Annotated in this window: 16 protein-coding genes; 13 read left to right on the top strand and 3 right to left on the bottom strand. The window is 42.1% G+C overall.

Annotated elements, in window-relative coordinates:
- Positions 1–35: 35 nt before the first annotated feature.
- Both RHS_RS11725 and RHS_RS11720 read right to left on the bottom strand, forming a co-directional pair.
- Positions 36–1268, bottom strand: a complete 1233-nt coding sequence (locus tag RHS_RS11725; protein ID WP_047833272.1) for a cation:proton antiporter — start codon at positions 1266–1268, stop codon at positions 36–38.
- Positions 1265–1891: a TetR/AcrR family transcriptional regulator gene (locus tag RHS_RS11720; protein WP_027292989.1), complete on the bottom strand. Its 627-nt coding sequence runs from the start codon at positions 1889–1891 to the stop codon at positions 1265–1267. Before RHS_RS11720 ends, RHS_RS11725 begins: the two co-directional genes overlap by 4 nt.
- A 181-nt stretch (positions 1892–2072) precedes the next feature.
- Here RHS_RS11720 and RHS_RS11715 point away from each other — a divergent pair, with 181 nt between their 5' ends.
- From RHS_RS11715 to mglC, 12 genes are all read left to right on the top strand, one after another.
- Positions 2073–3659: a response regulator gene (locus RHS_RS11715; RefSeq protein ID WP_047833271.1), complete on the top strand. Its 1587-nt coding sequence runs from the start codon at positions 2073–2075 to the stop codon at positions 3657–3659.
- Positions 3649–5409, top strand: a complete 1761-nt coding sequence (locus tag RHS_RS11710; protein ID WP_047833270.1) for a sensor histidine kinase — start codon at positions 3649–3651, stop codon at positions 5407–5409. Before RHS_RS11715 ends, RHS_RS11710 begins: the two co-directional genes overlap by 11 nt.
- Before the next feature lie 156 nt (positions 5410–5565).
- Positions 5566–6480, top strand: a complete 915-nt coding sequence (locus tag RHS_RS11705) for a sugar ABC transporter permease (protein WP_047833327.1) — start codon at positions 5566–5568, stop codon at positions 6478–6480.
- A gap of 17 nt (positions 6481–6497) precedes the next feature.
- Complete coding sequence (locus tag RHS_RS11700) at positions 6498–7391, top strand: carbohydrate ABC transporter permease (RefSeq protein WP_044288958.1); 894 nt, start codon at positions 6498–6500, stop codon at positions 7389–7391.
- Between the two features lie 202 nt (positions 7392–7593).
- Positions 7594–9120, top strand: a complete 1527-nt coding sequence (locus RHS_RS11695) for an ABC transporter substrate-binding protein (protein ID WP_044296353.1) — start codon at positions 7594–7596, stop codon at positions 9118–9120.
- Between the two features lie 211 nt (positions 9121–9331).
- Positions 9332–10462 carry a glycoside hydrolase family 88 protein gene (locus RHS_RS11690; RefSeq protein WP_047833269.1) on the top strand — a complete coding sequence of 377 codons (1131 nt, stop codon included), beginning with the start codon at positions 9332–9334 and terminating at the stop codon, positions 10460–10462.
- Between the two features lie 13 nt (positions 10463–10475).
- The gene (locus RHS_RS11685) at positions 10476–12200 is read left to right on the top strand and encodes a DUF2264 domain-containing protein (protein WP_044289197.1); all 1725 of its coding nucleotides are present in this window, start codon (positions 10476–10478) and stop codon (positions 12198–12200) included.
- Between the two features lie 25 nt (positions 12201–12225).
- Positions 12226–13533, top strand: a complete 1308-nt coding sequence (locus RHS_RS11680; RefSeq protein WP_395022139.1) for a hypothetical protein — start codon at positions 12226–12228, stop codon at positions 13531–13533.
- A gap of 31 nt (positions 13534–13564) precedes the next feature.
- Positions 13565–15322, top strand: coding sequence for a heparinase II/III family protein (locus RHS_RS11675; protein ID WP_047833268.1), 1758 nt, complete (start codon positions 13565–13567; stop codon positions 15320–15322).
- A gap of 266 nt (positions 15323–15588) precedes the next feature.
- On the top strand, positions 15589–16704 hold the full coding sequence (locus RHS_RS11670) for a galactose ABC transporter substrate-binding protein (protein WP_047833267.1): 1116 nt from the start codon (positions 15589–15591) through the stop codon (positions 16702–16704).
- A 79-nt stretch (positions 16705–16783) separates the two neighbouring features.
- On the top strand, positions 16784–18283 hold the full coding sequence (locus tag RHS_RS11665) for a sugar ABC transporter ATP-binding protein (protein ID WP_027292980.1): 1500 nt from the start codon (positions 16784–16786) through the stop codon (positions 18281–18283).
- 54 nt (positions 18284–18337) lie between these two features.
- Positions 18338–19567, top strand: a complete 1230-nt coding sequence (mglC, locus tag RHS_RS11660) for a galactose/methyl galactoside ABC transporter permease MglC (RefSeq protein WP_027292979.1) — start codon at positions 18338–18340, stop codon at positions 19565–19567.
- A 1-nt stretch (position 19568) separates the two neighbouring features.
- Here mglC and RHS_RS30865 read toward each other — a convergent pair whose 3' ends face one another.
- Positions 19569–20429: a helix-turn-helix domain-containing protein gene (locus tag RHS_RS30865; RefSeq protein WP_395022136.1), complete on the bottom strand. Its 861-nt coding sequence runs from the start codon at positions 20427–20429 to the stop codon at positions 19569–19571.
- Between the two features lie 133 nt (positions 20430–20562).
- On the opposite strand from RHS_RS30865, the gene RHS_RS11650 reads away from it, so the two are divergent.
- Positions 20563–23748, top strand: coding sequence for a glycosyl hydrolase (locus RHS_RS11650; protein WP_047833266.1), 3186 nt, complete (start codon positions 20563–20565; stop codon positions 23746–23748).
- Positions 23749–23941: the final 193 nt, after the last annotated feature.

Genomic DNA, 23941 nt, shown 5'->3' with positions numbered 1-23941 from the left:
GCCGCCTGCCTGATGAAAGCTGATGCGCTGCTTAGTTAAACAGCTGCATCACATTCTGGAATTTCACCGGCCCATTTAAATGCCTTTTGTGCCAGAATAACAGCTATAATTTCATTAATTACGGCAGCAGCTGCAATTGTTCCCTGAATAATGTGGGCACATTCCGGTGCAGGACCCTCCAGTGCAGCAACGGCAATTCCGGTAAAGACCAGCGATACACCTGAATGGGGAAGCAGGGTGAATCCCAGATATCTTCGGATCACCTCAGGGGAATGAGAGAGCCGCGCTCCAAGATAGGCACCACTGTATTTGCCGAAAGCTCTGGACAAAATGTAGATAACCGTAAATATGCCGGCACCCAGAATCAGGTGGTAATCCAGCGGAGCGCCCAGATTCAGGATAACTGCTATCAGGGCGAATCCCAGAACAGGATTGAATTTTTTCATAAGTGTGGACAGCTGTTCTTCCGGAATAATATTGGAAAATGCAGCGGAAAATGCCATTCCGATTAACATAAAATTCAAAACAGGTTCCGGAAGGATATAAGTATTAAATATAAATCCGCATATGGCTGCTAATAGGATAAAGAGGCACAGTTCTATAAAACAGAGGTTTGCGGAAGATGTTTTTTTGAACAGAAAACCTGCGGGTATGCCGATTACTAATCCGATTAACACTGGAAGAACGGGGGTGAGTATAATCATATAAACTGGCATGGCAGATGCGGATATTTGAGCAGATACAATTGATATAATCGTGAAAAAGATTACAACACCAATAATATCATCAATTGCTGCAAGGGGAATCAAAGTTTTCGTTACCGGGCCATTTGTATGGAATTCCCTTACTATGGACAAGGATGGAGCAGGTGCTGTAGCAAGCGCGATGCTTCCCATAATAGCAGCAAGATAGAGCGGTATCTGGAAAATATAAAAGATCACGCCAAAAGTAAGCGTAACTACAGCAAAGGTTACCAGAGATTCGGCAACTGTAATTACAATAATCTGGTTGCCGGAACGCTTTATATTTTTCCAGATAATTTCGGTACCGATCATCAGTCCTACAGCACATTCCAGTACATGGTTGGAAGTTTGGTACCATTTCATGTCCAGTAGTGAAACATTTAATAATTGGAGGGCATGAGGTCCCAGAATCATGCCTGCGATGAGCCAGCCTAAAATTGCGGGCAGTTTGATTTTTGAGACTAATTTACCAGCTGCATATGCCAAAGCAATTGCTGCTGCCAGTCGTAAAATTGCAGGTATCATAAATTATCCTCCTTTGCGATGCCATATAAAATCATATCTACCGATTTTCGTACCTTTTCTTCGTGAACTTCAATAAAGTTGCTGTCGGTATCCCAATTGGAAAGTTCTTTAAAATATTGTTGGTGAAATGTTTCCTGAACGGCACTGAAATAGGAGCAGGCATCTTCAATCGAGATTCCATTCCGAAGGGGCAGCCCGGACAGTACAGATTCGAATAGCTGAAGATTAAGCTGGTCAAAGTCCTTCTTAAGCAGATTAATTTCCGTGCTCAAATGAGAAGGAGGCTGTATGACAGCATTGAAAAAAATGCGTATAAAAAAGGGATTTTCCGTAAAAAAACGCTGGCGTGTATCAAAATATTCCTGAAGCCGGATTTTAGACTGATTGGTACTGGTGCAATTTGTTTTCAGGTATTCCATTAAAGCCTGAAAGCATGATTTTACGCAGCACAGATACAATTCATCTTTATTTTTGAAATAGTGGTATACCAGTCCTTTTGAAATGCCGCTCTGCGCCAGCGCTGCATTTAAGGATGCTTTGTCATATCCGTTTTTGCCAAATTCAGTTATAGCCGCATGCAATATTTTTTCTCGGCTTTGTAATGTTTTCAATTCTCTTTTCAATGAATGGTTCCTCCTGATAAATAATAATTGACCGACCGGTCTATTTGTAGTATAACAGAAATAGACCGGGTGGTCAATTATTTATATGGATGAATAGAAATGAATTTCAACGAGGTATTGACAGGGATAAAGGGAGAAAAACTGTCTAATAGCAGACAGTGTAAATGAGAAGGAGGAAAAAATGTATCAGTTATTGATTGCAGATGATGAAAAAATAATCAGGGAAGGTTTAAAAAATGTAGTCGACTGGAATGATCTGGGGTTTGAGATTGCAGATATCTTTACGGATGGGCAGGAAATCATTGAATATCTGGATTATGCAATACCGGATGTTATTCTGACAGATATTAAAATGAGCCATATTTCGGGCATTGAAGTGGCAAAGTATGTATTTGACCACAAAATGCCATGTAAAGTAGTTCTGATCAGTGGCTACCAGGAATTTGAACTGGCACTGCAGGGAATTAAATACGGAGCAGAAGATTATCTGCTAAAGCCCATTGATGTTGACAATTTAATAGAAACATTCAGCAAGCTGAAGTTGGAACTGGATCAGAAACAACAACAGGAAAGGAAAGCGCAGGAAGAAAAATACCGGATGGAGGAGGCAATTCCGCTGCTGGAAGAACGCTTTTTCTCAGATCTGATATTAGGTGTGGCTGGAAGCGAGGAGTATATCAGAAGCAGGATGGCTGTCTTATATCCACAGATGGATATCAACCTGTGCCACTGCCTGCTTGCTGATATCCGGATAGAAAATTATCCGGAATTTATGAAGCATGTCTGGCAGTACAATTATGACCAGTTTGAAATAAATATCCATCATTTTCTACAGATTTATCATAAAGAAATGTATTTCCATCTGGTATTTAAATCAGGGGAAATATTGGAAATATTCGGTGTTCTGATAAAGCAGAGTGATGAAACAGATGCACTTGAAATCTGCAAGAGAGAGCTGGAACTGCTGGTACAGGAACTAATGAGCAGCTTTCATTTTCAGGCTGGATATGAAATAAAACAGATTTATCATAATATATTTGACATCAATGGAATCCAGGAGGGGATTTTTAGCCAGGGGTATTCCCAAGAGAGCTTAAAACAGCACCTTCAGGAGCAGAAGAAACTGATTATGTCCAATATTAGTTTGGGAAATATGGTCACCGCCCAGAAGATCTTTCACAGTATACTGGAGGAATTAAATACAGCGCCTTCTATCTTCCGCAATAATTTTGTAATAGAGATTTTATCCACAATGAACACGGTAATAAAGGAAGTAAACGTAAAATTATCCGATTCCCTGCGTACATACTTTAATTATTCCCAGGTGTTGTCTTTTAGTGGTGTGGAAGAGTTAAAAGCTTATTGTGACCGTATCTTTGACCGGATCAAACTGGCAGAGGAAAAGAAAGAGTACTATGATACAACGGCTTTAATCAGTAAAGCAAAGCGTTATATTATTGATAATATCCACAAAGATATTTCACAGGAAGAGACTGCCAATCAGCTTTTTATCTGTTCGTCTTATTTGAGCAGGCTGTTTAAGAAGCAGACCGGGGAAAATTTCACACAGTTTGTAACTAGAATGAAGATGGAAAAAGCAATCGAATTATTAAAGAATCCCCAATATAAAACCTATCAGGTAAGTGAAGCTCTGGGATATAAAACACCCAGGTATTTTTCAAGGCTTTTTCGGATGCAGACGGGAATGAATCCAAGTGAATACCGGGGGAAAGTATTAAATATAGGCGGAGGAACAGATGAAATTTAGCAGAGTGGTAAAAAAATATGTAAAGGATTATAAGTTTAACAGCCTGTTTATTAAGAATCTGATACTGCTTTTAATGTTAATCATTGTTCCGATTTCAGGCACGGTTGTTCTGGCATATTATTCCTATAATAATATGCAGAAAAATGAAATTCAGTCTTATAACGAAACCATCTTGAATCAGGCTGTTTCCGGTTTGGAAAGAGTGGTAAAAGAAGCCAGAACCCAGTTAATTTACATTGGATTTAATTCAAATGTAGAGCTTTACATGTATGATACGGAAGAAATCAGACAGCTGAATTATAAGGTTAAGAGTATCTCGGAACTGATCAGGCTGCCGGTAGTTTCCAAAGATTATATAGACAGCATTTATATACATTCTTTTAAAAGTGATAAGGTGATTACCATGGAGGGGATCAGTGATTTTGAAACTTTTGGGGATAGGGAATGCCTGCTGCAGTATACGGGGCAGGCAAAAAAGGACAGGCAGTGGGTTATGCTGACTACCAGCAATGAACGGGGATATCCCCAGATGCAGCTGTCTATCTTTCAGGATATCTGTTACGGGTCACTTTGTACCGGAACAATTGTTATGAATCTCCGGCTGGATGAATTAATAAAGGAACTAAATCTGTCAGATGAGGCTCAGATCTGTGTCAGTGACGGTGCAAATATATTGTTGTCCAACGATATGCAGCAGACAGGCAAGCCAATAGAAAACATGAAAGGATTTCGGGAAAGTAAGAAGGACAGTGCCGTTATTAACCAGCAATTCTGTATTTCTTCAAAGTCTTTGGGAGAGTCAGGACTGGAGGTGATATCATACTTTGATCTTCAGACTTATCAGAATAAATTAAGTACAATCCGCAATTTTATGCTGACATTTCTGCTGGTTATGGTTCTGATTACGTTCTGTCTTGCAACTTTAATTTCCATACGTATTTTCAGTCCCATAGAAACAATATTTTCTTCAATTAAGGAGTACAGCAATATATTGACAGGGGAGGATGATATGCTCAAAGGCAAAGATGAATTGATGTATATTATGGATTCCATTCAGAAGACCGTTCGTAAGAAAAAGGATGTGGAGGAGGAGCTTTTAGAACGGGTCAGACTGTTGAAAAAAGCACAGTCTGTGGCACTCCAGTCCCAGATTAACCCCCACTTTATTAACAATACACTGGATACGATTAATTGGATGGCAATTGGCCTTTTGGGAGGGAAAAATGAGATTTCTGAAATGACGTCAGCGCTATCGAAAATGCTGCGGATGTCATTACAAAATACGGATATCATCATCCCTTTGAAAATGGAAATAGATCATTGTAAGTGCTACCTTGAGATACAGAAAAAGCGCTATGAGGATAAATTTGAGGTGGTCTGGGAAATACCGGAGTTGCTGTACACCTGTAAGACAATACGCATTATTTTACAGCCCATTATTGAAAATGCCATCTATCACGGAATCAAGCATTTGAGTAATAAAGGAATTATCAGTGTTTCCGGAGAGATCACAGAAGGAGTGGCGCAGCTGTGTGTGAAGGACAACGGCCTTGGAATGAAGGAAGAGGAAGTTGCAGAACTCAACCAGAATATGCGAAGTGGGATGATCAGGGAAAGCGGGCATATAGGCATTACAAACGTCAACCAGCGGCTGAAGCTTTATTTTGGTGAGGAATATGGCATTGTCATTGACAGCAGGGAGGGAGTTGGAACCACAGTAAAGCTTAGATTCCCCTTAATCAATAGTTAAAAGTGTTGTCAGAAGTGGTGCACAGGTCAAATTTGTACCCCCTTTTTTCCGTTTTGTGTCATTTTAACTTCCAGGAATATTCAGTATACTTATGGAGTAAACACAACAGAAACGAAGAGAAAGGATGGGAATCAATTGATAAAAGAGAGAAGAAAAGTGAAAGGGAAGAAGGGACATTTCAAAGATAATCTGCAGTTGTTAACGCTGGCTTTGCCTACCATTATATTACTGTCCATTTTTTCCTATTGGCCAATGTCCGGGGTTGTTCTTGCTTTTAAGGATTACAAAGTGCCAAAAGGGATATTTGGCAGTCCATGGGTGGGATTCAAGAATTTTGAATTCTTTTTAAAGTCCCAGGATGCGTGGAGAGTAACCAGAAACACAATCGGATTAAACCTGATGTTTATTGTAATCGGTATTATCTGCGGTGTTATATTTGCACTGATAATGTTCGAAGTTAAGAAAGCCAGACATGTAAAAATATATCAGACAGCATCGATTATTCCTAGTTTCATATCCTGGGTTGCAGTTGGATATATCGTATATGCGTTGCTGGACCCAACCAGAGGTTTAATGAATCAGATATTAGCGTTCTTTGGAAAAGAAGGAATATCCTGGTATTCAGAACCGAAGTATTGGCCGTTTATTTTACTGATAACAAAGACCTGGCAGGGTGTGGGGCTTGGAAGTATTATTTATTATGCTGCTTTAATGGGTGTGGATAATGAATTGTATGAAGCGGCGGAAATAGATGGTGCAGGAAAACTGCAAAAGACCTGGTACGTATCGCTGCCTCAGATTGTGCCGATTATTATTATCATGGGAATACTGGATGTAGGAAAAATATTCCGTGCGGATTTCGGTTTGTTCTATAATGTTACACGGGATGTGGGAGCACTTTACCCTACAACAGATGTTATTGACACTTATGTGTTCCGGGCATTAATGCAGCAGGGGAATATCGGAATGTCCAGTGCAGTGGGACTGTTCCAGTCTGTCATATGTTTTGTGACACTGATGACGACCAACTTTATAGTGAAAAAACTGTCGCCGGATAATGCATTGTTCTAAGAAAGGAGGAGTAAAAAATGGGTCAGATAAAGGATCAGAAAAAAGAAAAAACAAGTATACTGGTACATATCTTCTTTATCGTTTTTGGAATCTTATGTATCCTGCCATTTATGATTATCATTTCTGCTTCCCTTTCCGGGGAAACAGATCTGGCGGTAAACGGGTTCTCAGTGCTGCCAAGGAAAATTGACTTTACAGCTTATCAATACTTGTTTAAGAACCCGGAACTGATTATTAATTCTTATATGGTTACAATTATTATCACAATAGCAGGTACTTTTTTGGGAGTCATGTTCATGTCAATGACAGCGTATTGCCTGGCGAGGAGTAACTTCCGGTTTAAGAGAGGACTGACATTTTTCATCTTCTTCCCTACACTTTTCAGTGGGGGACTGGTACCAAGCTATATTATTAATACCCAGTATCTGCATTTGACAAACACTTTAATGGCACTGGTATTGCCAAGCCTGATCAATGTTTTCCACATAATTATGCTGCGGACCTTTTTCAAACAGCTTCCGGAAGCACTGTTTGAGGCAGCAAAAATAGACGGGGCAAGTGAATATCATATTTTCTTTAAACTGGCACTCCCATTATCCAAACCGGTAATCGCTACGGTAGCATTTTTAAGTGCACTGGCGAAATGGAATGAATGGTATAATGCAATGCTTTATATCAGAGATGACAAACTGGTGCCGCTTCAATATCTGCTGCAAAGGATGATGATGAATCTGAGGGCGCTGCTGGATGCAATGCAGAATGCGCCTGCAATGGTAAATCTTCAGGACCTGCCTGGAGAAAATCTGAGAATGGCGATGCTGGTTGTTGCCATAGGCCCCATGCTATTGATTTTTCCGTTTTTCCAGAAATACTTTACAAGAGGTATGACGGTGGGAGCTGTTAAAGGATGATGAAGCCAGAAACAAAAAAGCAAGAATCGAAAAGAAAGAATCGATAAGCAAGAATTATATAAGCAAGAATCGAAAAGAAAGAATTATATAAGCAAGAATCAGAAAAGCAAGCTCATATAAGCAATCTCATATAAGCAAGCTCATATAAGAAATAATTGTGCAAACATTTATTATATAAAACAATTGAAGGAGGATTTTATTAATGAAAAGAAGATTAGCGGCTTTAGGTATGGCGGGTGTATTGACCGCGAGTATGCTTGCAGGATGTTCCACAGGCAGCAAGGAAACAACAGAGGCAGTGAAGACAGAATCCAGTGAGAGCGGTACAAAAGAGGAATCAGAAGCTGGGACAACTGCAAAAGACAGCAGTACAGATGAAACAGTTACCGTAAAATGGTGCGTATTCGGTGACAAGGCACAGGATCATGATATGGTTATGGAAGATCTGAACAAGAAGCTGAAAGAGAAAATTAATATCCAATTGGAAATGGATGTAATTCCACAGGGTGAATTTAACGATAAAATGAAGCTTGCCAGTACAGCCGGAGAAGACTTTGATCTTGTATTTACTTCAAACTGGCTAAACAGCTTTGATGAGAATATTTCCAGAGACGCATTTATGCCTATCGATGAATTGTTTGAGCAGTATGGTCAGGGGATCAAAGATTCTATGCCGGAATGGCTGCTGGATGTTGCAAAAGTAGACGGAAAACTCTATGCGGTTCCAAACCAGCAGGTGATTGCAAGACAGCTGGGCGTTGTAATTCAGAAGGAATATGCTGACAAGTACGGATTTGATAAAACATCATTAAAAGATATCCGGGAACTGGAACCTTTTATGGATGAAATCGTCAAAAATGAGCCTGCTTTATTTGCAATCGATAAAAGGGTAGATCCTGCAATTGAAAAAGAATATGAAGGATTGGCAACGGTAGCTAATAATTCTAGTGCATATATTAGAAAGGATGACCCGGAGGCAACCTTAATCCCGGCTACCGATGTTATTGAAGAACAGATGAAACTGGATAATGAGTGGTACAAAAAAGGATATATAAGACAGGATATTGCAACCGTGACAGATAATTCTGCAGACGTAAAAGCAAACCGCTATGTGTGCTCCCTGAGTGCTTATAAACCGGGACAGGGTGCAGAATTCTCCTCCAGACAGGGAGTTGAATATATCGCAGTGCCTATTGAAGGTTCTTATGTTCAGTCAACATCCGGAATTGAAACGATGACAGCTGTAAATATCAATTCCAAGAATCCGGAAGCAGCAATGAAATTGTTAAATCTGGTATACACGGATAAGGAAATCTTTAATGAATTATTATTTGGCTTAGAAGGAACCCATTATACAAAAACAGGAGAAAACAGTGTGGAACCGGCAGAGGATTCTACCTATAATTACAGCGCATACGCATGGAAAATCGGTAACCAGTTTAATGCATGGTACTTACCGGGTCAGGAAGAAGGATTATGGGAAGAAACAGATAAACTGAATAGAGAAGCCCAGGTGTCCGTACTACGTGGATTTACTTTCAACCCGTCGAATGTACAAGCCGAATTAGCGCAGGTGTCTGCAGTGAATAAAGAGTATTTTAACGGCCAGTTTACCGCCAATGACATCGATGCATTTATTACAGAGAAGAAAGAAAAATTAGAACAGGCGGGCTTGCCGGTAATCGTAGAAGAATTGCAAAAGCAGATTGATACATGGAAAAGTAAATAGAGAACCGGACTGTATCATTCTATGCCATTTAGGATGGTACAGTTTTTCAATGGAGGAAAGTGTGAAAGAAAATCGCTTTCACACTACTGATTTGGGAATAGCACAGGCAGGCTTGCGCTATTCATGGTGTCAAGTTTGAAAGGAAAGCACTTTCAAACTACTTATTAAGGTAGTATCGCAGGCAGACCTGCGATATGCAGGAGGTATAAGTATGAGCAAAACGGAGGATCAGATCTGGGCTGCAGAGGTGCTGCAGCGAATTCAGGAAAAATATAGCGTAATAACGGACAGAAATCCCAAAGATTTTTTCCCTTATACATTAGAGCAGGGAAGATTCCGGGAATCAAAATATGAGCATGATTATGAATGGTGGACCAATGGTTTCTATCCCGGCATACTCTGGAAACTCTATCTGATGTCCAAAAATGAAAAGTACAGGACACTGGCTGAAGATTATGAAAGTATGCTGGATATTCCGCTTAATCATTTTGAAGGTTTGCATCATGATGCGGGATTCATGTGGCTGACTTCTGCAGTGGCAGATTATCGGATTACGCAAAACAGCAGGTCCAGAAAGAGAGGACTTCATGCGGCATCGGTGCTGGCATCCAGATTCAACATACGGGGGAATTTCATCAGAGCCTGGAATGGAGAAGAGAATGGAGGGTGGGCAATCATAGACAGTATGATGAATATACCTATTCTTTATTGGGCAAGCAGGGAACTGAAGGATCCTCGTTTTTACTATATAGCCAAAAGTCATGCGGATAAGGTGATGGATCATTTTATCCGTGAGGATGGAAGTGTGCGGCATATTGTTTCATTTGACCTTCAGGATGGGAACTTCATAGAGGAAATGGGTGGACAGGGATTTCAGAAAGGTTCTGCATGGACCAGAGGACAGGCATGGGCAATCTATGGATTCCTATTAAGCTATCTGCATACGGGAGATGAAAAATACCTGAATGCGTCTAAAAAGACGGCACACTACTTTCTGGCTGCACTGTCTCTGGAAAGGGATTATGTGCCGCCCTGTGATTTCCGTGCACCTGAAAAACCGGTTTACAAAGATACCACGGCAGGAGCGATAGCAGCGTGCGGTTTGTGGGAGATCGGGAAAGCTGTACCGGAGGAAGAAAGAGGACTGTACCAGAAATGTGCAGTAAAAATACTCCGCAGTATCGAGAAAAACTATTGCAGCTGGGATATGAATAAAGATGGAATTGTAATCTGCGGAACCGAACGGTATGGGGAAGGAACAAATATTCCAATTATCTATGGAGATTATTATTTTATAGAAGCACTGATGAAAATAGCAGAAAGCGATGTGCTGTTTTGGTAAGAGAGGAGCAGAAATGGATCGTAACAATTTTAAAACCAGGGAAGATTACAGTAAGGCATTATTAACGATGGCAGATGCTTTAAAGGAATATTACTCCCCGGGAAAAGCAAGGCTTAATATCGGATATACGGCAACGCACTATGGCAGCAGCACAATTGGGTTAGAAGGCTTCTCAAGAATACTTTGGGGTTTGGTACCGCTGTGGGCAGGAGGCGGTGAAAGCAGCCTGGATGAGTTCATCTGCCGGGGAATTATGCATGGAAGCGATAAAAAATCTGAGGAATACTGGGGAAGCTACGGAGATGGCGAACAGGCTTACGTGGAAATGGCAGTTTTTGGTCTGGCTTTGCTGCTGGCTCCCGGGAAAGTCTGGGAGCCGCTTGCTTTGGAAGATAAGAAAAACTTTCATGAGTGGCTGATGCAGATAAACCAGCACAGAATATCGGATAATAACTGGCTTTTTTTCCGGGTACTGGTTAATTGCGGCTTGAAGAATGTAAATGCAGAATATAGTGAGATACAGTTGGAACAGGATTTGAACAGGATAGATGACTTCTATCTGGGGGATGGCTGGTATTCAGACGGAGCCACAAAGCAGGTAGATTATTATATTGGATTTGCCATGCATTTCTATTCTCTAATCTATGCACAGGTACAAAAAAATGAGGATCCTGTAAGATCTGCCAAATACAGAGAGCGGGCAAGGTTATTTGCAGAAGATTATATTTACTGGTTTGGTGAGCGGGGGGAAGCGCTTCCCTATGGACGTTCTCTTACATACCGGTTTGCTCAGGCGGGATTCTGGTGTGCAATGGCTTTTGCAGACGAAGAAGTATTCTCCTGGGGTGTAATGAAAGGAATCATAAACAGGCACTTTCGATATTGGTTTGAAAAGCCGATTCTGGACTGTGAGGATAAGCTGACGCTGGGTTACTGTTACCCGAATCTGACAGTGGGGGAAGGTTATAATTCACCTAATTCACCCTACTGGGCATTTAAGAGCTTTTTAATTCTGGCACTGCCATCCAATCATCCATTTTGGGAGGCAGAAGAAGAACCTTTGCCAAAGTTAAAGGAACTTCGTGTTTTAAAGCAGCCTATGATGATGATGCAAAGAGGTAAGGATGGATATGTTACAGCGCTTACCTCCGGACAGTATGCAGAGTGGGAACCGGTTCATTGTGCTGAAAAATATAGTAAATTTGCCTATTCCAGTTATTTTGGATTTCAGACACCGCGCTCATACTGTTCCCTGGCTCAGACAGCACCTGATAATATGCTCGCCTTTTACAGAGACGGATATTATCATGTAAGGCGCAGGTGTGAAAGGGTTAAGATCAGTGAAGACAGGATTCTCTCATGGTGGAGCCCGATGAGCGGGGTAGAAGTAGAGACGGTATTGGTTCCAAATGGAGCAGGCCATTTCAGGCGCCATATCATCAGGGCAGAAGAGGACTGTATGGCTGCAGAGGGTGGATTTCCACTGCCGGTGGATGAAATAAATGAGGTCATTTGCACAGAACGTGAGGGATATGCAGAGACCCGCAGCAACCGGGGAAGAAGCCGCATAGAATTAAAACAAGGACAGGGAATGGGCAAAGTGATTTTGTGCGAAGCAAATGTAAACCTGCTCCATCCAAGAACCCTGCTTCCCTATCTCCAATATGAAATAAAAAAAGGGATCACAATCGTAGAAGTATATGTAGAAGGATCCGTAATGCAGCATGAAAGCCAATGAGACAAAAGAAAGGAAGAACGATTCAATGACAACATTATTAAAAGAAGGATTTAAAAATGCATTTGACTATGGATTCTCCCCGGATGCTGACGGCGTTGAAAATCAAAAAGCCCTGCAGTCTGCTGTAGAAGATGGCGGGACAATTCTTATAACCAGGCAGGGCACCTACCGGCTGGCAGGGACAGTCTATCTGAGCAGCTGCACCACATTGATTTTTGGAAATGGTGTTATCATACAAAAAACAGAAGACCTTGGAAAATACGCTCATGTATTTTTAAATCAGGGCGCACTGACAAGAATCTATGATACCGGAATTCAGATCCATAACCTGCATCTGGCTGTTAATGGAAATGACATCAGAAAGTTTGAGGTTGAGGGGCTTCATGGCCAATTAGCTTTTTTCTACATCCGGGATCTGCTGATTACGGGGTTTCGGTGCATGGATCTGGGGAAACTGCAGTATGGCATACAGGTCTGCACTTTTGAAGATATTACAATACAGAATATAATTATAAAAGGGGATAAAGACGGTGTGCATTTAGGCAGGGGAAGGCGCTTTACAATTCGGGATGGAATCTTCGACACCTATGACGACGCCATTGCTTTGAACGGACATGATTACGATGTGGGAAATCCGGAACTGGGATGGATTGAGGATGGTCTGATCGATAATTGCCAGGATCTGACTCATGATGGAGAGACTACGGACGGATATTTCTGCCGTATGCTGGCCGGGGGCTGGACAGATTGGTTTCCGGGGATAAAATTGCAGAAATCAGATACGGTGGCTGCCAATGGAAAGCTATATCGTGTCAAAGAAGATGCAGACGGGACAGAATATATATCCACCATCTGCCCTTCTCACCAACAGGGTATGGAAATCGAAGAAGGAATACACTGGGTTGTTGTACAGAATGAGATAACCTATACTGCAGGCGTAAGAAATGTAATGTTTCGTAATATTTTCCTGCAGAAACCCAGAACCGGTTTTTCCATACATTTTGATAATGACAGATACAGCAGGTCTTATTATCCCGGGGCTGAGGTGCCTTACCAGGAAAAAGTATTATTTGATGGCATCCGGGTTCTTCATAAAAAGAAAATACACCTTATGGAGATCGGCACTCCGGTAGATATCGTGCATATAACAAATTCCGTAATTGGTGACAGCACCATTTGTTTTCATGGAAATCATGCGTTAGAAGACTATGGAACTACGAAAGTCAGCATCAATAACTGTATTTTTAATGTTTTTAAAGAAAATGAACTGATTGAAAATAAATTAGAGAATAAAATCATTCAGGATCAATACTTTGGTAATATAGAAATGTGAGAATAAAAAGGATAGGCGGTCAGTTAATCGTATGAAAGAGTACCTGGAAAAATATCTGGCAGAATACAGAAGCTGTGTGGAAAATTATGCTTTGGAGCTGAGAAACCAGCCCATGCCGGAATTAACGGAAGAGAAATTTTCGCTGTTCGAAAAGACAGGAAACCGTATGATCTATGAAGAAGATTATTTTATCAGAAGGAAATATCTGGCGGTATATGCAATGGCTTATTGGATTGGGCGAAAAAAAGAAGATCTAAATAAACTGGAAGAAGTCATTGAAGCAGTCTGTATGGAGAACAGCTGGGCGCTTCCTGCTCATACAGATCGTAAAAACAATCCGGATTGGAGAAATACAGTGGACCTATTTGCCTGTGAGACCGGGCAGACATTGGCAGAGCTGATCACTATATTTCAACAGGATTTGAAAAAAGATCTGAGAGAACATGTGAAAAAAGAAGTGATAAGCCGTGTTCTGACTCCATTTTATCAGTCAGAGGCACCCTGCGAGCCCTGGGAATACAATACCAATAACTGGTGTGCCGTATGTGCGGGGGCAATAGGAAGTGCAAGTATTTATTTATTAAAAGATGTACCGGAGAAATGTCTGGAACGGATCCGATACTCCCTGACACATTATCTGAAAGGATTTACGGATGATGGTGCCTGCATGGAAGGACTGGCGTATTTTTCATATGGAATGGCATATTATGCAGGTTTTTCCCAACAGTATCTGGAATACAGCCATGGGGCAGCAGACTTGATGGCAGATGAGAAAATAGCCTCCATAGCAGAGTTTCAGCAGAAATGTTATTTTGATTCAGGATTGACCGTAAGCTTTTCGGATGGATATATGAACGATTGTTTTCATATGGGCCTGACCTGTTATCTGGCGGGCAGGTTTCCGAATGTCCGGTTTCCAAACCGAAAGTGTGCGGCAGCATTTGATTCAGACAGCTGTTATCGTTTTATGACACTTTACCGGGATTATATATGGGTAGAAGCTTATCTGGAGAAAATTTCAGAAAATCAATACCAACGCATACAGCCTTGCCCTGACACAAATAACTCTGTTCATGGAAAAGTACACAGTGGGCTGGTAAAAGAGCCTGTCATTTTTGAACAGGCTCAGTGGTATATTGCACAGAGTGGTAATATGTGCGGCATGGCGGCTAAAGGCGGCAATAATGCGGAACATCATAACCATAATGATGTGGGCAGTTTCTTGTACCTAAGTAAAAATACCATGCTTCTGGCTGATCTGGGGGCCGGGGAGTATACGAAAGATTATTTCAGCGGCAAGCGTTACCAAATATTGTGCAATAGTTCCCTTGGCCATAATGTACCTGTAATTAATGGCAGTTTACAAATGGAAGGTGAGCGTTTTGCCTGTGACCGGTTTGAAGCAGATAAGAATGGCAATGTAGAAATCAGTTTTGGAAATGCATATGATCTGGACGAACTGGATGAAGCTGTCAGGAGAATCAGATTCAATAGGGAAACCGGTATGATGCAGATTACAGATACCTTTACAGGCGGGAACGGACTGGTGGATGTTAAGGAAAATCTGGTTACCAGGTATGTGCCAAGAATCAGGGGCAATAAAGTGCAGATCTGCGGAGGGAATGAGGATTGTACAGTAGAGATAGATGATCCGGATGTAAAAATATCTTATCAGGTTATGGAACATAAGAATCATGCAGGTAAAACAGAACATGTATTTCTGATACAGTGGCAGGTGGATGTAAATGATGGATATGGAAAATCTAAATTTCGGATTTATTGTAAATAGAACAGGTTCCACAGCTATAGAAAAAATTCAGATACCAAATCATCGGTATCTGAATTTTTTTGCCTAAAAAGTACCAATCTCTTAATAATCTCCTAATTGGAGGAAAAAGAAGCCCAAAATAGTATAAAATCTAATAAATTAAATACTAAAGCCTTTTTATACTTAAATGCTATAATGACGAAGAAAAACGAAAAGGCAAATTATAAGCCTTACATAATCGTATTTTTCCATATCTTATTCGAGATATAAAAAAGGAGGATTTTAAGATGAAAAGAAAGACAGTAATGAAGGTTCTGACTTGCGGAGCAGCAGCAGTTATGACAATGGGTGTTATGTCCGGGTGCGGAACAAGAGGCGGAGGAACCGCGGCCACGGGAACTGCCCAGTCCGCTGCCGAAGATGCGGGCAGTACATCCGGCGAAACGAAAAGTGACGCGAATGTAATGATCGGCTCTGCAATTTACAAATTCGATGATACCTTTATGACAGGTGTAAGAACAGCTATGACAGACCAGGCAAAAGCAGAGGGAATAGAACTTGAACTGGTGGATTCCCAGAACAAGCAGCCTACCCAGAATGAACAGGTAGATACCTTTATTACTAAGGGCGTAACTGCACTTGCAATTAACCCGGTAGACCGAACTGCCGCAGGTCCTATTATAGAAAAGGCAAAAGCAAAGAGTCTTCCTATTGTATTTTTAAACCGTGAACCGGAAGAAACGGATATGAAAAGCTACGATAAGGTATGGTATGTAGGTGCGAAAGCAGAGCAGTCCGGTCAGCTATCCGGAGAAATTATTGCTGATTACTTTAAAGCTAATCCGGATGCTGATAAAAACGGTGACGGCACCATCCAGTACGTAATGCTTCAGGGCGAACCTGGACATCAGGATGCGACACTCCGTACAGAATATTCGATTAAAGCCATTGAAGAAGCCGGATTTAAAACAGAAAAACTGGCGGCAGATACCGCTATGTGGGACAAGGCAAAAGCAACGGATTTAATGAAAGCTTTTATTACCGGACAGGGACTGGACAAGATTGAGGCAGTTATTTCCAATAATGATGATATGGCACTGGGGGCTGTAGAGGCATTGAAGGCAGAGGGCTACAATAAAGAAGACAAAGCAAAATATATTCCGGTAGTTGGTGTGGATGCCACAGCTCCTGCATTGGAAGCGATGAAAGATGGTTCTCTGTTAGGTACCGTATTAAACGATGCAGCCAATCAGGGAAATGCTACCATTAATGTTGCAAAAGCAGCAGTAGAAGGCAAAGAAATTAATGAGCAGAATATCGGCTATCCGGTTACCGACGGCAAATATGTCTGGATTGATTATGTAAAAGTAACTGCCGACAATTATCAGGAATATATGAAATAAAGGGATAGATATCAGACTTAGGGTTGTTCATTGACAGTATGTTAATGTAACAGCCCTTCTGATAGAAAGGAGCGGCAGCATGGGAGATATCGTATTAGAAATGAAAAATATTACGAAAGTATTCCCAGGGGTAAAGGCACTTGACCAGGTCAGCCTTACTGTAAAAAAAGGGAGTGTACATGCGTTGATGGGTGAAAATGGTGCCGGGAAATCAACGTTAATGAAGTGCCTGTTCGGAATATATCATGAAGATGGCGGGGAAATCATCCTGGATGGGAAGCCTGAAAAAATCATGACCTCCAAACAGGCTTTAGATTTGGGAGTCTCTATGATTCATCAGGAGCTGCATCCAATTCGTTTCAGGCCTGTAATGGAGAATATATGGCTTGGAAGATTTCCCAAAAGGGGAATTGTTGTAGACAAGAAAAATATGATCCGTAAGACAAAAGAGCTTTTCCAGGAAGTGGATCTGGACGTAGATCCCCAGGCATTGGCAGGCTCCCTGTCTGCATCCAGCCTGCAGCTTGTTGAAATTGCAAAAGCTGTCAGTTATCATTCAAAGATTATTATCATGGATGAGCCCACTTCGTCACTTACGGAAAATGAGACACACCATTTATTTAAGATCATACGCCAGCTCCAGGACAAAGGCTGTGCGATCATTTATATCTCTCATAAAATGGAGGAAATTCTGAAGATATCAGATGAAGTAACCATTATGAGGGACGGACAGTATGTGGGTACCTGGGATGCGAAAGACCTGACAACGGACTTGATTATCAGCAGGATGGTAGGAAGAAATATGACCAACCGTTTTCCTCCAAAAGAATATTCGCCTCTTGATGAAGTGATACTAAAAGTAGAAAATTTATGTTCACCGCTTCCCAAATCTTTTCAAAATGTTAGTTTTGAATTAAGAAAAGGTGAGATTCTGGGTATTGGCGGACTGGTAGGAGCCCAGAGAACAGAAGTGGTGGAAGCGATCTTTGGATTAAGGGAGATTGCGGAAGGAACCATTGCAAAGAATGGAAAAAAACTGGCGATCAGATCCCCACGGGATGCGATTAAAGAAAAGATCGCGCTGCTGACCGAGGAAAGAAGGGCAACCGGGATATTCGGGATTCTATCTGTTTTGGATAATACCGTGATTGCCAACCAGAAAAAATATGCCAGCATGGGAATATTGAGAGAGAGCCAACGGGTAAAAGCTGCAAAGGAATCAAATACAGAGTTAAGGACTAAGACTCCTAACCTGGAAGAAGCAATCCAGAACCTGTCCGGAGGAAATCAGCAGAAAGTACTGCTTGCCAGGTGGCTTCTGACCCAACCGGATATCTTAATTCTGGACGAGCCTACCAGAGGTATTGATGTAGGGGCAAAATATGAAATCTATACAATTATGCACAAGCTTGCAAGTCAGGGGAAATCTATCATTATGATTTCATCGGAAATGCCGGAGCTACTGGGAATGTCAGACCGCATTATGGTAATGTGCGAAGGCCGGGTAACCGGAATTTTAGAAACAGAAGAAGCAGACTCGGTAAGTGTCATGAATTGTGCAACGAAATTTATGAAATAAAGTTCTTAATCCTTGTGCAAGGTTTTAAGTTTGATAGAGAGAGAGGTAATACATATGCAGAAATCAGGGAAGATGGTTGCGCGTAAGCCATTTGCCGTTTCATTTATTACAGCAGGAGTTCTGCTGCTGGCTTTGGGTATTGTTCTATACTGGGCATTAGATCCGGCAGTCTTTTATGATCTTTACCTGTATGTAGCCCTGGTAGGGTTAGCAGCCCTGGGTTATGGAATCAATCAGCTTGCAGCCCGGAGATTCCACGGTACAGATGTAGAGCTGTCAGGTAAGACGGCAAAGAGGTTTATTACAAATAATGCGATTATGATCGCACTTCTGGTTTTAATTGTCGTGATTATGTTTATCCAGCCGCGTTTTATGCAGCTGCAGGTATTGCTGGATATTTTAACCCAGTCATCTACAAAAATGATTGTAGCACTGGGAATCTGTTTTACACTGCTGATAGCAGGTACAGACCTTTCGGCGGGACGTATGGTTGGTCTGGCGGCAGTCGTTTCGACTTCCATGCTGCAGACGGCTGATTATGCCAACAGATTCTTTCCGGACCTTCCGTACATGGCAGTCATTTTTCCAATTCTTTTAGCAATTGCGGCATGTGCCCTGTTTGGAATTTTAAATGGATTTTTAGTAGCGAAATTCGACATGCATCCATTTATTGCCACGTTAGCTGTACAGGTAATTGTGTATGGAGCATGTTCCCTTTATTTTGACATGGCACCAAACAAATCCCAGCCCATCGGCGGTATCCGCAGTGATTTTATCGTGCTGGGACAGAAAAAAATTCTTGAAATCGGCGGATTTCCGGGAATCTCTATTTTAGTTCCCATTGCCATCTTTTTCGTAGTTCTCATCTGGTTTATCCTGAACAAAACAGAATTTGGCAAGAACGTGTATGCAATCGGAGGAAACCGGGAAGCAGCAATCGTTTCCGGTGTGAATGTATTCAAAACCATTATGGGGATTTTCGTTCTGGCATCTGTTTTATATGGTGTTGCCGGAGTACTGGAAGCAGCAAGAACAGCGGGAGCCACAAATCAGTACGGTAACGGATATGAACTGGATGCAATTGCGGCCTGCGTTGTGGGCGGTGTTTCCTTAAACGGTGGTATTGGAAAAGTCAGCGGAATCGTCAGCGGTGTGTTGATTTTCTCCGTTATCCAGTACGGACTGCAGTTTATCGCCGTAAGCCCAATGTGGCAGCAGGTGATTAAGGGTATTATCATTGCTGTAGCAGTTGCAATTGATCTTACCAAATATAGGAAAAAATAGTTTAGAAACCCCAATTATTTTTCCGGTATGCCGCAGGTGTCTCACCTACGATGGATTTAAACTGGTGGATAAAATTACTCTCGCCGGTAAATCCTACCTGATTGGCAATATCGCTGATACTGTCGTGGGTGGTACACAGCAGGCGTTTGCTCTGGCTGATGCGGTAACCCGTCAGATAAGAGTAGGGGGTTGTGCCCACCTGCTTTTTGAAAAGACGGATAAAGTGAAATTTGGAAAAATGCACTTTTTCCAGAAGGGCATCAATGGAGACTGCCTCCTGGTAATGCATCTGTAAATATTCCACGGTAGTGGCAATATCCGAATTCCCGGGGGAGGACAGACCGGTATCCTGTACCAGACCCTCCAGCATTCCGGTCAGCAATCCGGAAATACAATGGCTGCACCGGGCGCAGGAAAGCAGTGTTCCTTCTTTTGTGATCCGGTACAAATTCTGGAAAGTTTCGAAAAAATGGTCGGTGTCGTTTGGGGAAATAGCATGGACTTTTTCCATGTTTAAAGAAGCTGCAAAGTCAGCTGCACCGCTACCGGACAGATGTGCCCAGGCAAAATCCCAGGGACTGGCGGATGCGTTCTGATATCGATGGTATTCATAAGATGGCAGAAGAACCGCCTGATGCCTGGAAAGGGTAATCTGCTGGTTTCTTACGGTAATCAGTCCTTCTCCTGAAAGGGTATAGAGAAGAATATGAAAATTCTGTCCGGAGCGCTCCGTAAAATAATTCTGTCCGGTCGAAAAAATACCGTCTGCCAGTACAGAAAAAGGAAAAGGAGCATTAACAGAATCAGGTGCAACAGCCGCAGTAAAAGAGTCCTTCAGGACATCCATATTGTAATGAATCATATGCATACCTCCGCAATTATTTGATATTATTCCGCAATTATTATGATTGAATACTGGTTATTCCTTGATATAATGATGATAACGCAGAAGATGAGAAATCGCAATATCTATTATAAGAACGGAGGTATTTTTTATGGGGTTTCAACTGGAAAAATTTATGGAGGAACTGAAAAATCCAAGTGCAATTATGCGGACGGCTCCGCTGTGGGTATGGAATGATACCATGACAGACTGCCAGATTGACCATGCGCTGGATGAATTAAAAAGCCATGGTTTCGGAGGGGCAATCGTACATCCAAGACCCGGAATGGTAATTACCTATTTATCCGCAGAATGGTTTGAACAATGGGGATATGCCCTGGATGCGGCAAAAAAGCGGGAAATGAAGCTCTATATCTATGATGAAAATTCATATCCTTCCGGATTTGGAGGGGGGCATGTATCGGCAGAGTTGCCGGATTGCCTTGGAACTTCCGTCAGCTATCAGCTGGTACATAAAGATCAGCTGAAGACAAAAGAAAAGACAGAGAAATGGTTTGACGATATCAGCCAGGTCCGGGTATTTGCCTGCGAGAAGATAGCTGGCGGGAAGAAAATTGGTGAGAAGATCAGATTATTAAAAGACATTACCCAGCTTCCGGGAAATAAGTGGGCAGAAACATCAGACTGGTTTATCATCATGGGGTTTGTAAAAGGGGAGACGACCGGATGGATGGCAGGATTTGCTAACGTAGACCTCCTGCGCAGAGAAGTAACAGATACATTTATCGAAAAGGTATACCAGCCTTATTATGATCACTTTGGCGGAGAATTCGGCAAGGCGATTCCGGCAATTTTTATGGATGAGCCTGCCATAACCGGAAGCGGTGTGTATGGAACTGCCGGAAGTGAAGCACTGCCTTACAGCTATTGGTTTTCCCATGAATTCTACAAGAGAAATGGATATCATCTGGAGGACTACCTCCCGTCTTTGTTTACGGACTCAGAAGCAGAGTGGTTTGTACATACGGATAAAGAAGTACGCCATGATTATTATGATACAACACGGGAATTGTGGGTACGGAATTTTGTGCTGCCATTGTCAAAATGGTGTGAGGAACACGGGATTGCTCTTACCGGACATTATATGGAAGATGATTGGCCAAGGGCGAGCGCTGGTACCACATCACCTAATATTATGGCAAATTTTGAATATATGGGATGGCCTGCAATTGATATGCTGGTCAATGATAAGTTATTGGAGCGGCCCAATGAACATGTGGGCTTAATTATGCAGGAATTAAGAAGTGCCGTTAACCAATTCGGACAGGAAAGATGTTTTTGCGAAGCGTTTGGTGCCGGGGGATGGGATTCCACACTGGCGGATTTCAAAAGAATCGGGGACTGGCTAATGGTAAATGGTGTTAATTTTATCAATGAGCATCTGACCTATACCTCCTATATCGGAGCCAGAAAGCGGGATCATCCCCAGTCATTTGACTGGAGACAGCCCTGGTGGGAGCAGTTTACTGGTGTGAATGATTATTTTGGAAGGGTATGCGCACTTTTATCCCAGGGACATATGGAACAGCGCGTATTGCTGATGCACCCCACACTTACCGGATATATGAGAATTATGGACGGGGAGCCATCGGGATTAGTTGTAAAGGATGATCTGGCTAAGACACCGGATATGCGTCCGTATTATGCCGCCATGCAGCAATTAATCGATGATCAGTGGGATTTTGATCTTGGAAATGAAGACATTATAAAGCGTCATGGCAAATCCATATCCGGCAGGATACAGCTGAAAAACCAGGAGTATCAGGTAATCCTGATAACCGGTGAAATGAAAAATATGCTTCAGACCACGGTGGATCTGCTGGAGAAATACCTTGACGAAGGCGGTCATGTAATCAGTCTTGGCATTCCGGGAGGTTACGTGGAGGGCAGGGAAAGCCATGTTGTGGAAGAAAAATTATGTCATCATAAGAACTGGATAATGGTAAATACCCCTTATGAAATGTCGGGAAAGCTGCGTGAATTTTTAAACAGCCGAATCGAAGCAGAGCACCCCTTTGAGACAGGAGTGGAGCATATGAGACGTGTGTTAGATGAGAAATACAATGTCTATTATTTTGTGAACCACAGTCTGGGCAAAGTGAAAAATGTAATAACGTTAGATGGCAGGCAGGTGAAATACCTGGACTTATGGGATGGCAAAGCAAAGGTGTATCCTTATCAGGAAAAAGATGGAAAAGTTTCTTTTTCACTGGATTTAGACCGTTATGAATCAGCAATGTTCCTGGTAGGCCAACCGGGTGCAGATGAGTCAGAGCCAGAGATTAATTCCGCAGATGAAACTTTCTCAAAACCAGCAGTACAGGACAAAGCAGAAATTCCGGTAGTGTTAGATAAAATCCAAGCCGAATCAAAAAACAGCATGATTATAGATTACTGTGATCTGGAGCTGGACGGCAGGATATATAAGGATATGTGTGCGCTGTTTGCGGGCAAAGAGGTCTACCGGCATCGGGGATATCCGGATAATCCCTGGGATAACCAGGTTCAGTATAAGAGACGTTATCTGGACAGCAATCAATTTGGGGAAGGCACTGGGTTTACGGCGTCTTACCGCTTCTGCGTGGAAGATATTCCGGAAATAGCGGAGCTTGCAGCAGAACAGGGGCAGCAGTATGAAGTTATGCTAAACGGGAAACCTGTTATATGGAGAGAAGGATATTATCTGGATGACCTTACTGCAGTCGCTGATATTGCCGGGATGCTGAAAAAGGGCGAAAATATTGTAGTTTTAAAAACCGATAGATTTGATGTCAGACTGGAAGTAGAGCCTGTTTATATCCGGGGTGAATTCCATGTAGTTCCAAGAGAAGGAATTTGGACTATTACGAAGAAGGAAAAACTTCAGTACGGAACCTGGATAGAACAGGGATATCCTATGTATGAAGGGGCCGTGCTGTACAGCTATACATTTTCAAAAGAAAAAGCAGGGAAAGTGATAGTATCCGTTCCGAAGATGGAGACCACCTGTGCTTCCTTATTTGTAAACGGGATAGAAACGGGATTGGTTGGAGTAAATGGAAATTATCTCTTTGACATTACAGAATACTGCGTTCCCGGAAATAACGAAATAATAGTCCGGGTCTGCGGCGGCTTCAAGAATCTTCTGGGACCCCACCACTGCGCAGATCAGCCGCGCAGGTCGGCATGGCCGGAGATGTGGAGGCAGTCACCACGGTTTGGAAGACCCAGGGCAGATAAATACGATTTGATTCCTTATGGAATGCAGGAAGGAATCCGTGTTTTTCAAAGCTGTTAAGGTAATACCGATTAACTGAATTTCAGCCGATAAATGGACTGTCTCCAAATGATGATGGCAGCGGAAGCATATTCCGTTGCCATCCTTTTGTCTGTTCAAACCAATGCAGTGCTAACTAATTGGTGTACTTGCTCATTGTAAGCCGAAAGGTCGTCAAAATCAATTCAATAGAAAATCTTTCACTTGTGTATAA

It is taken from the genome of Robinsoniella sp. RHS (assembly GCF_001029355.1).
Taxonomy (GTDB): Bacteria; Bacillota; Clostridia; order Lachnospirales; family Lachnospiraceae; genus Robinsoniella; species Robinsoniella peoriensis.
Note: the sequence above shows the minus strand (reverse complement) of the source record. Positions and strands in the feature narration are given on the sequence as shown.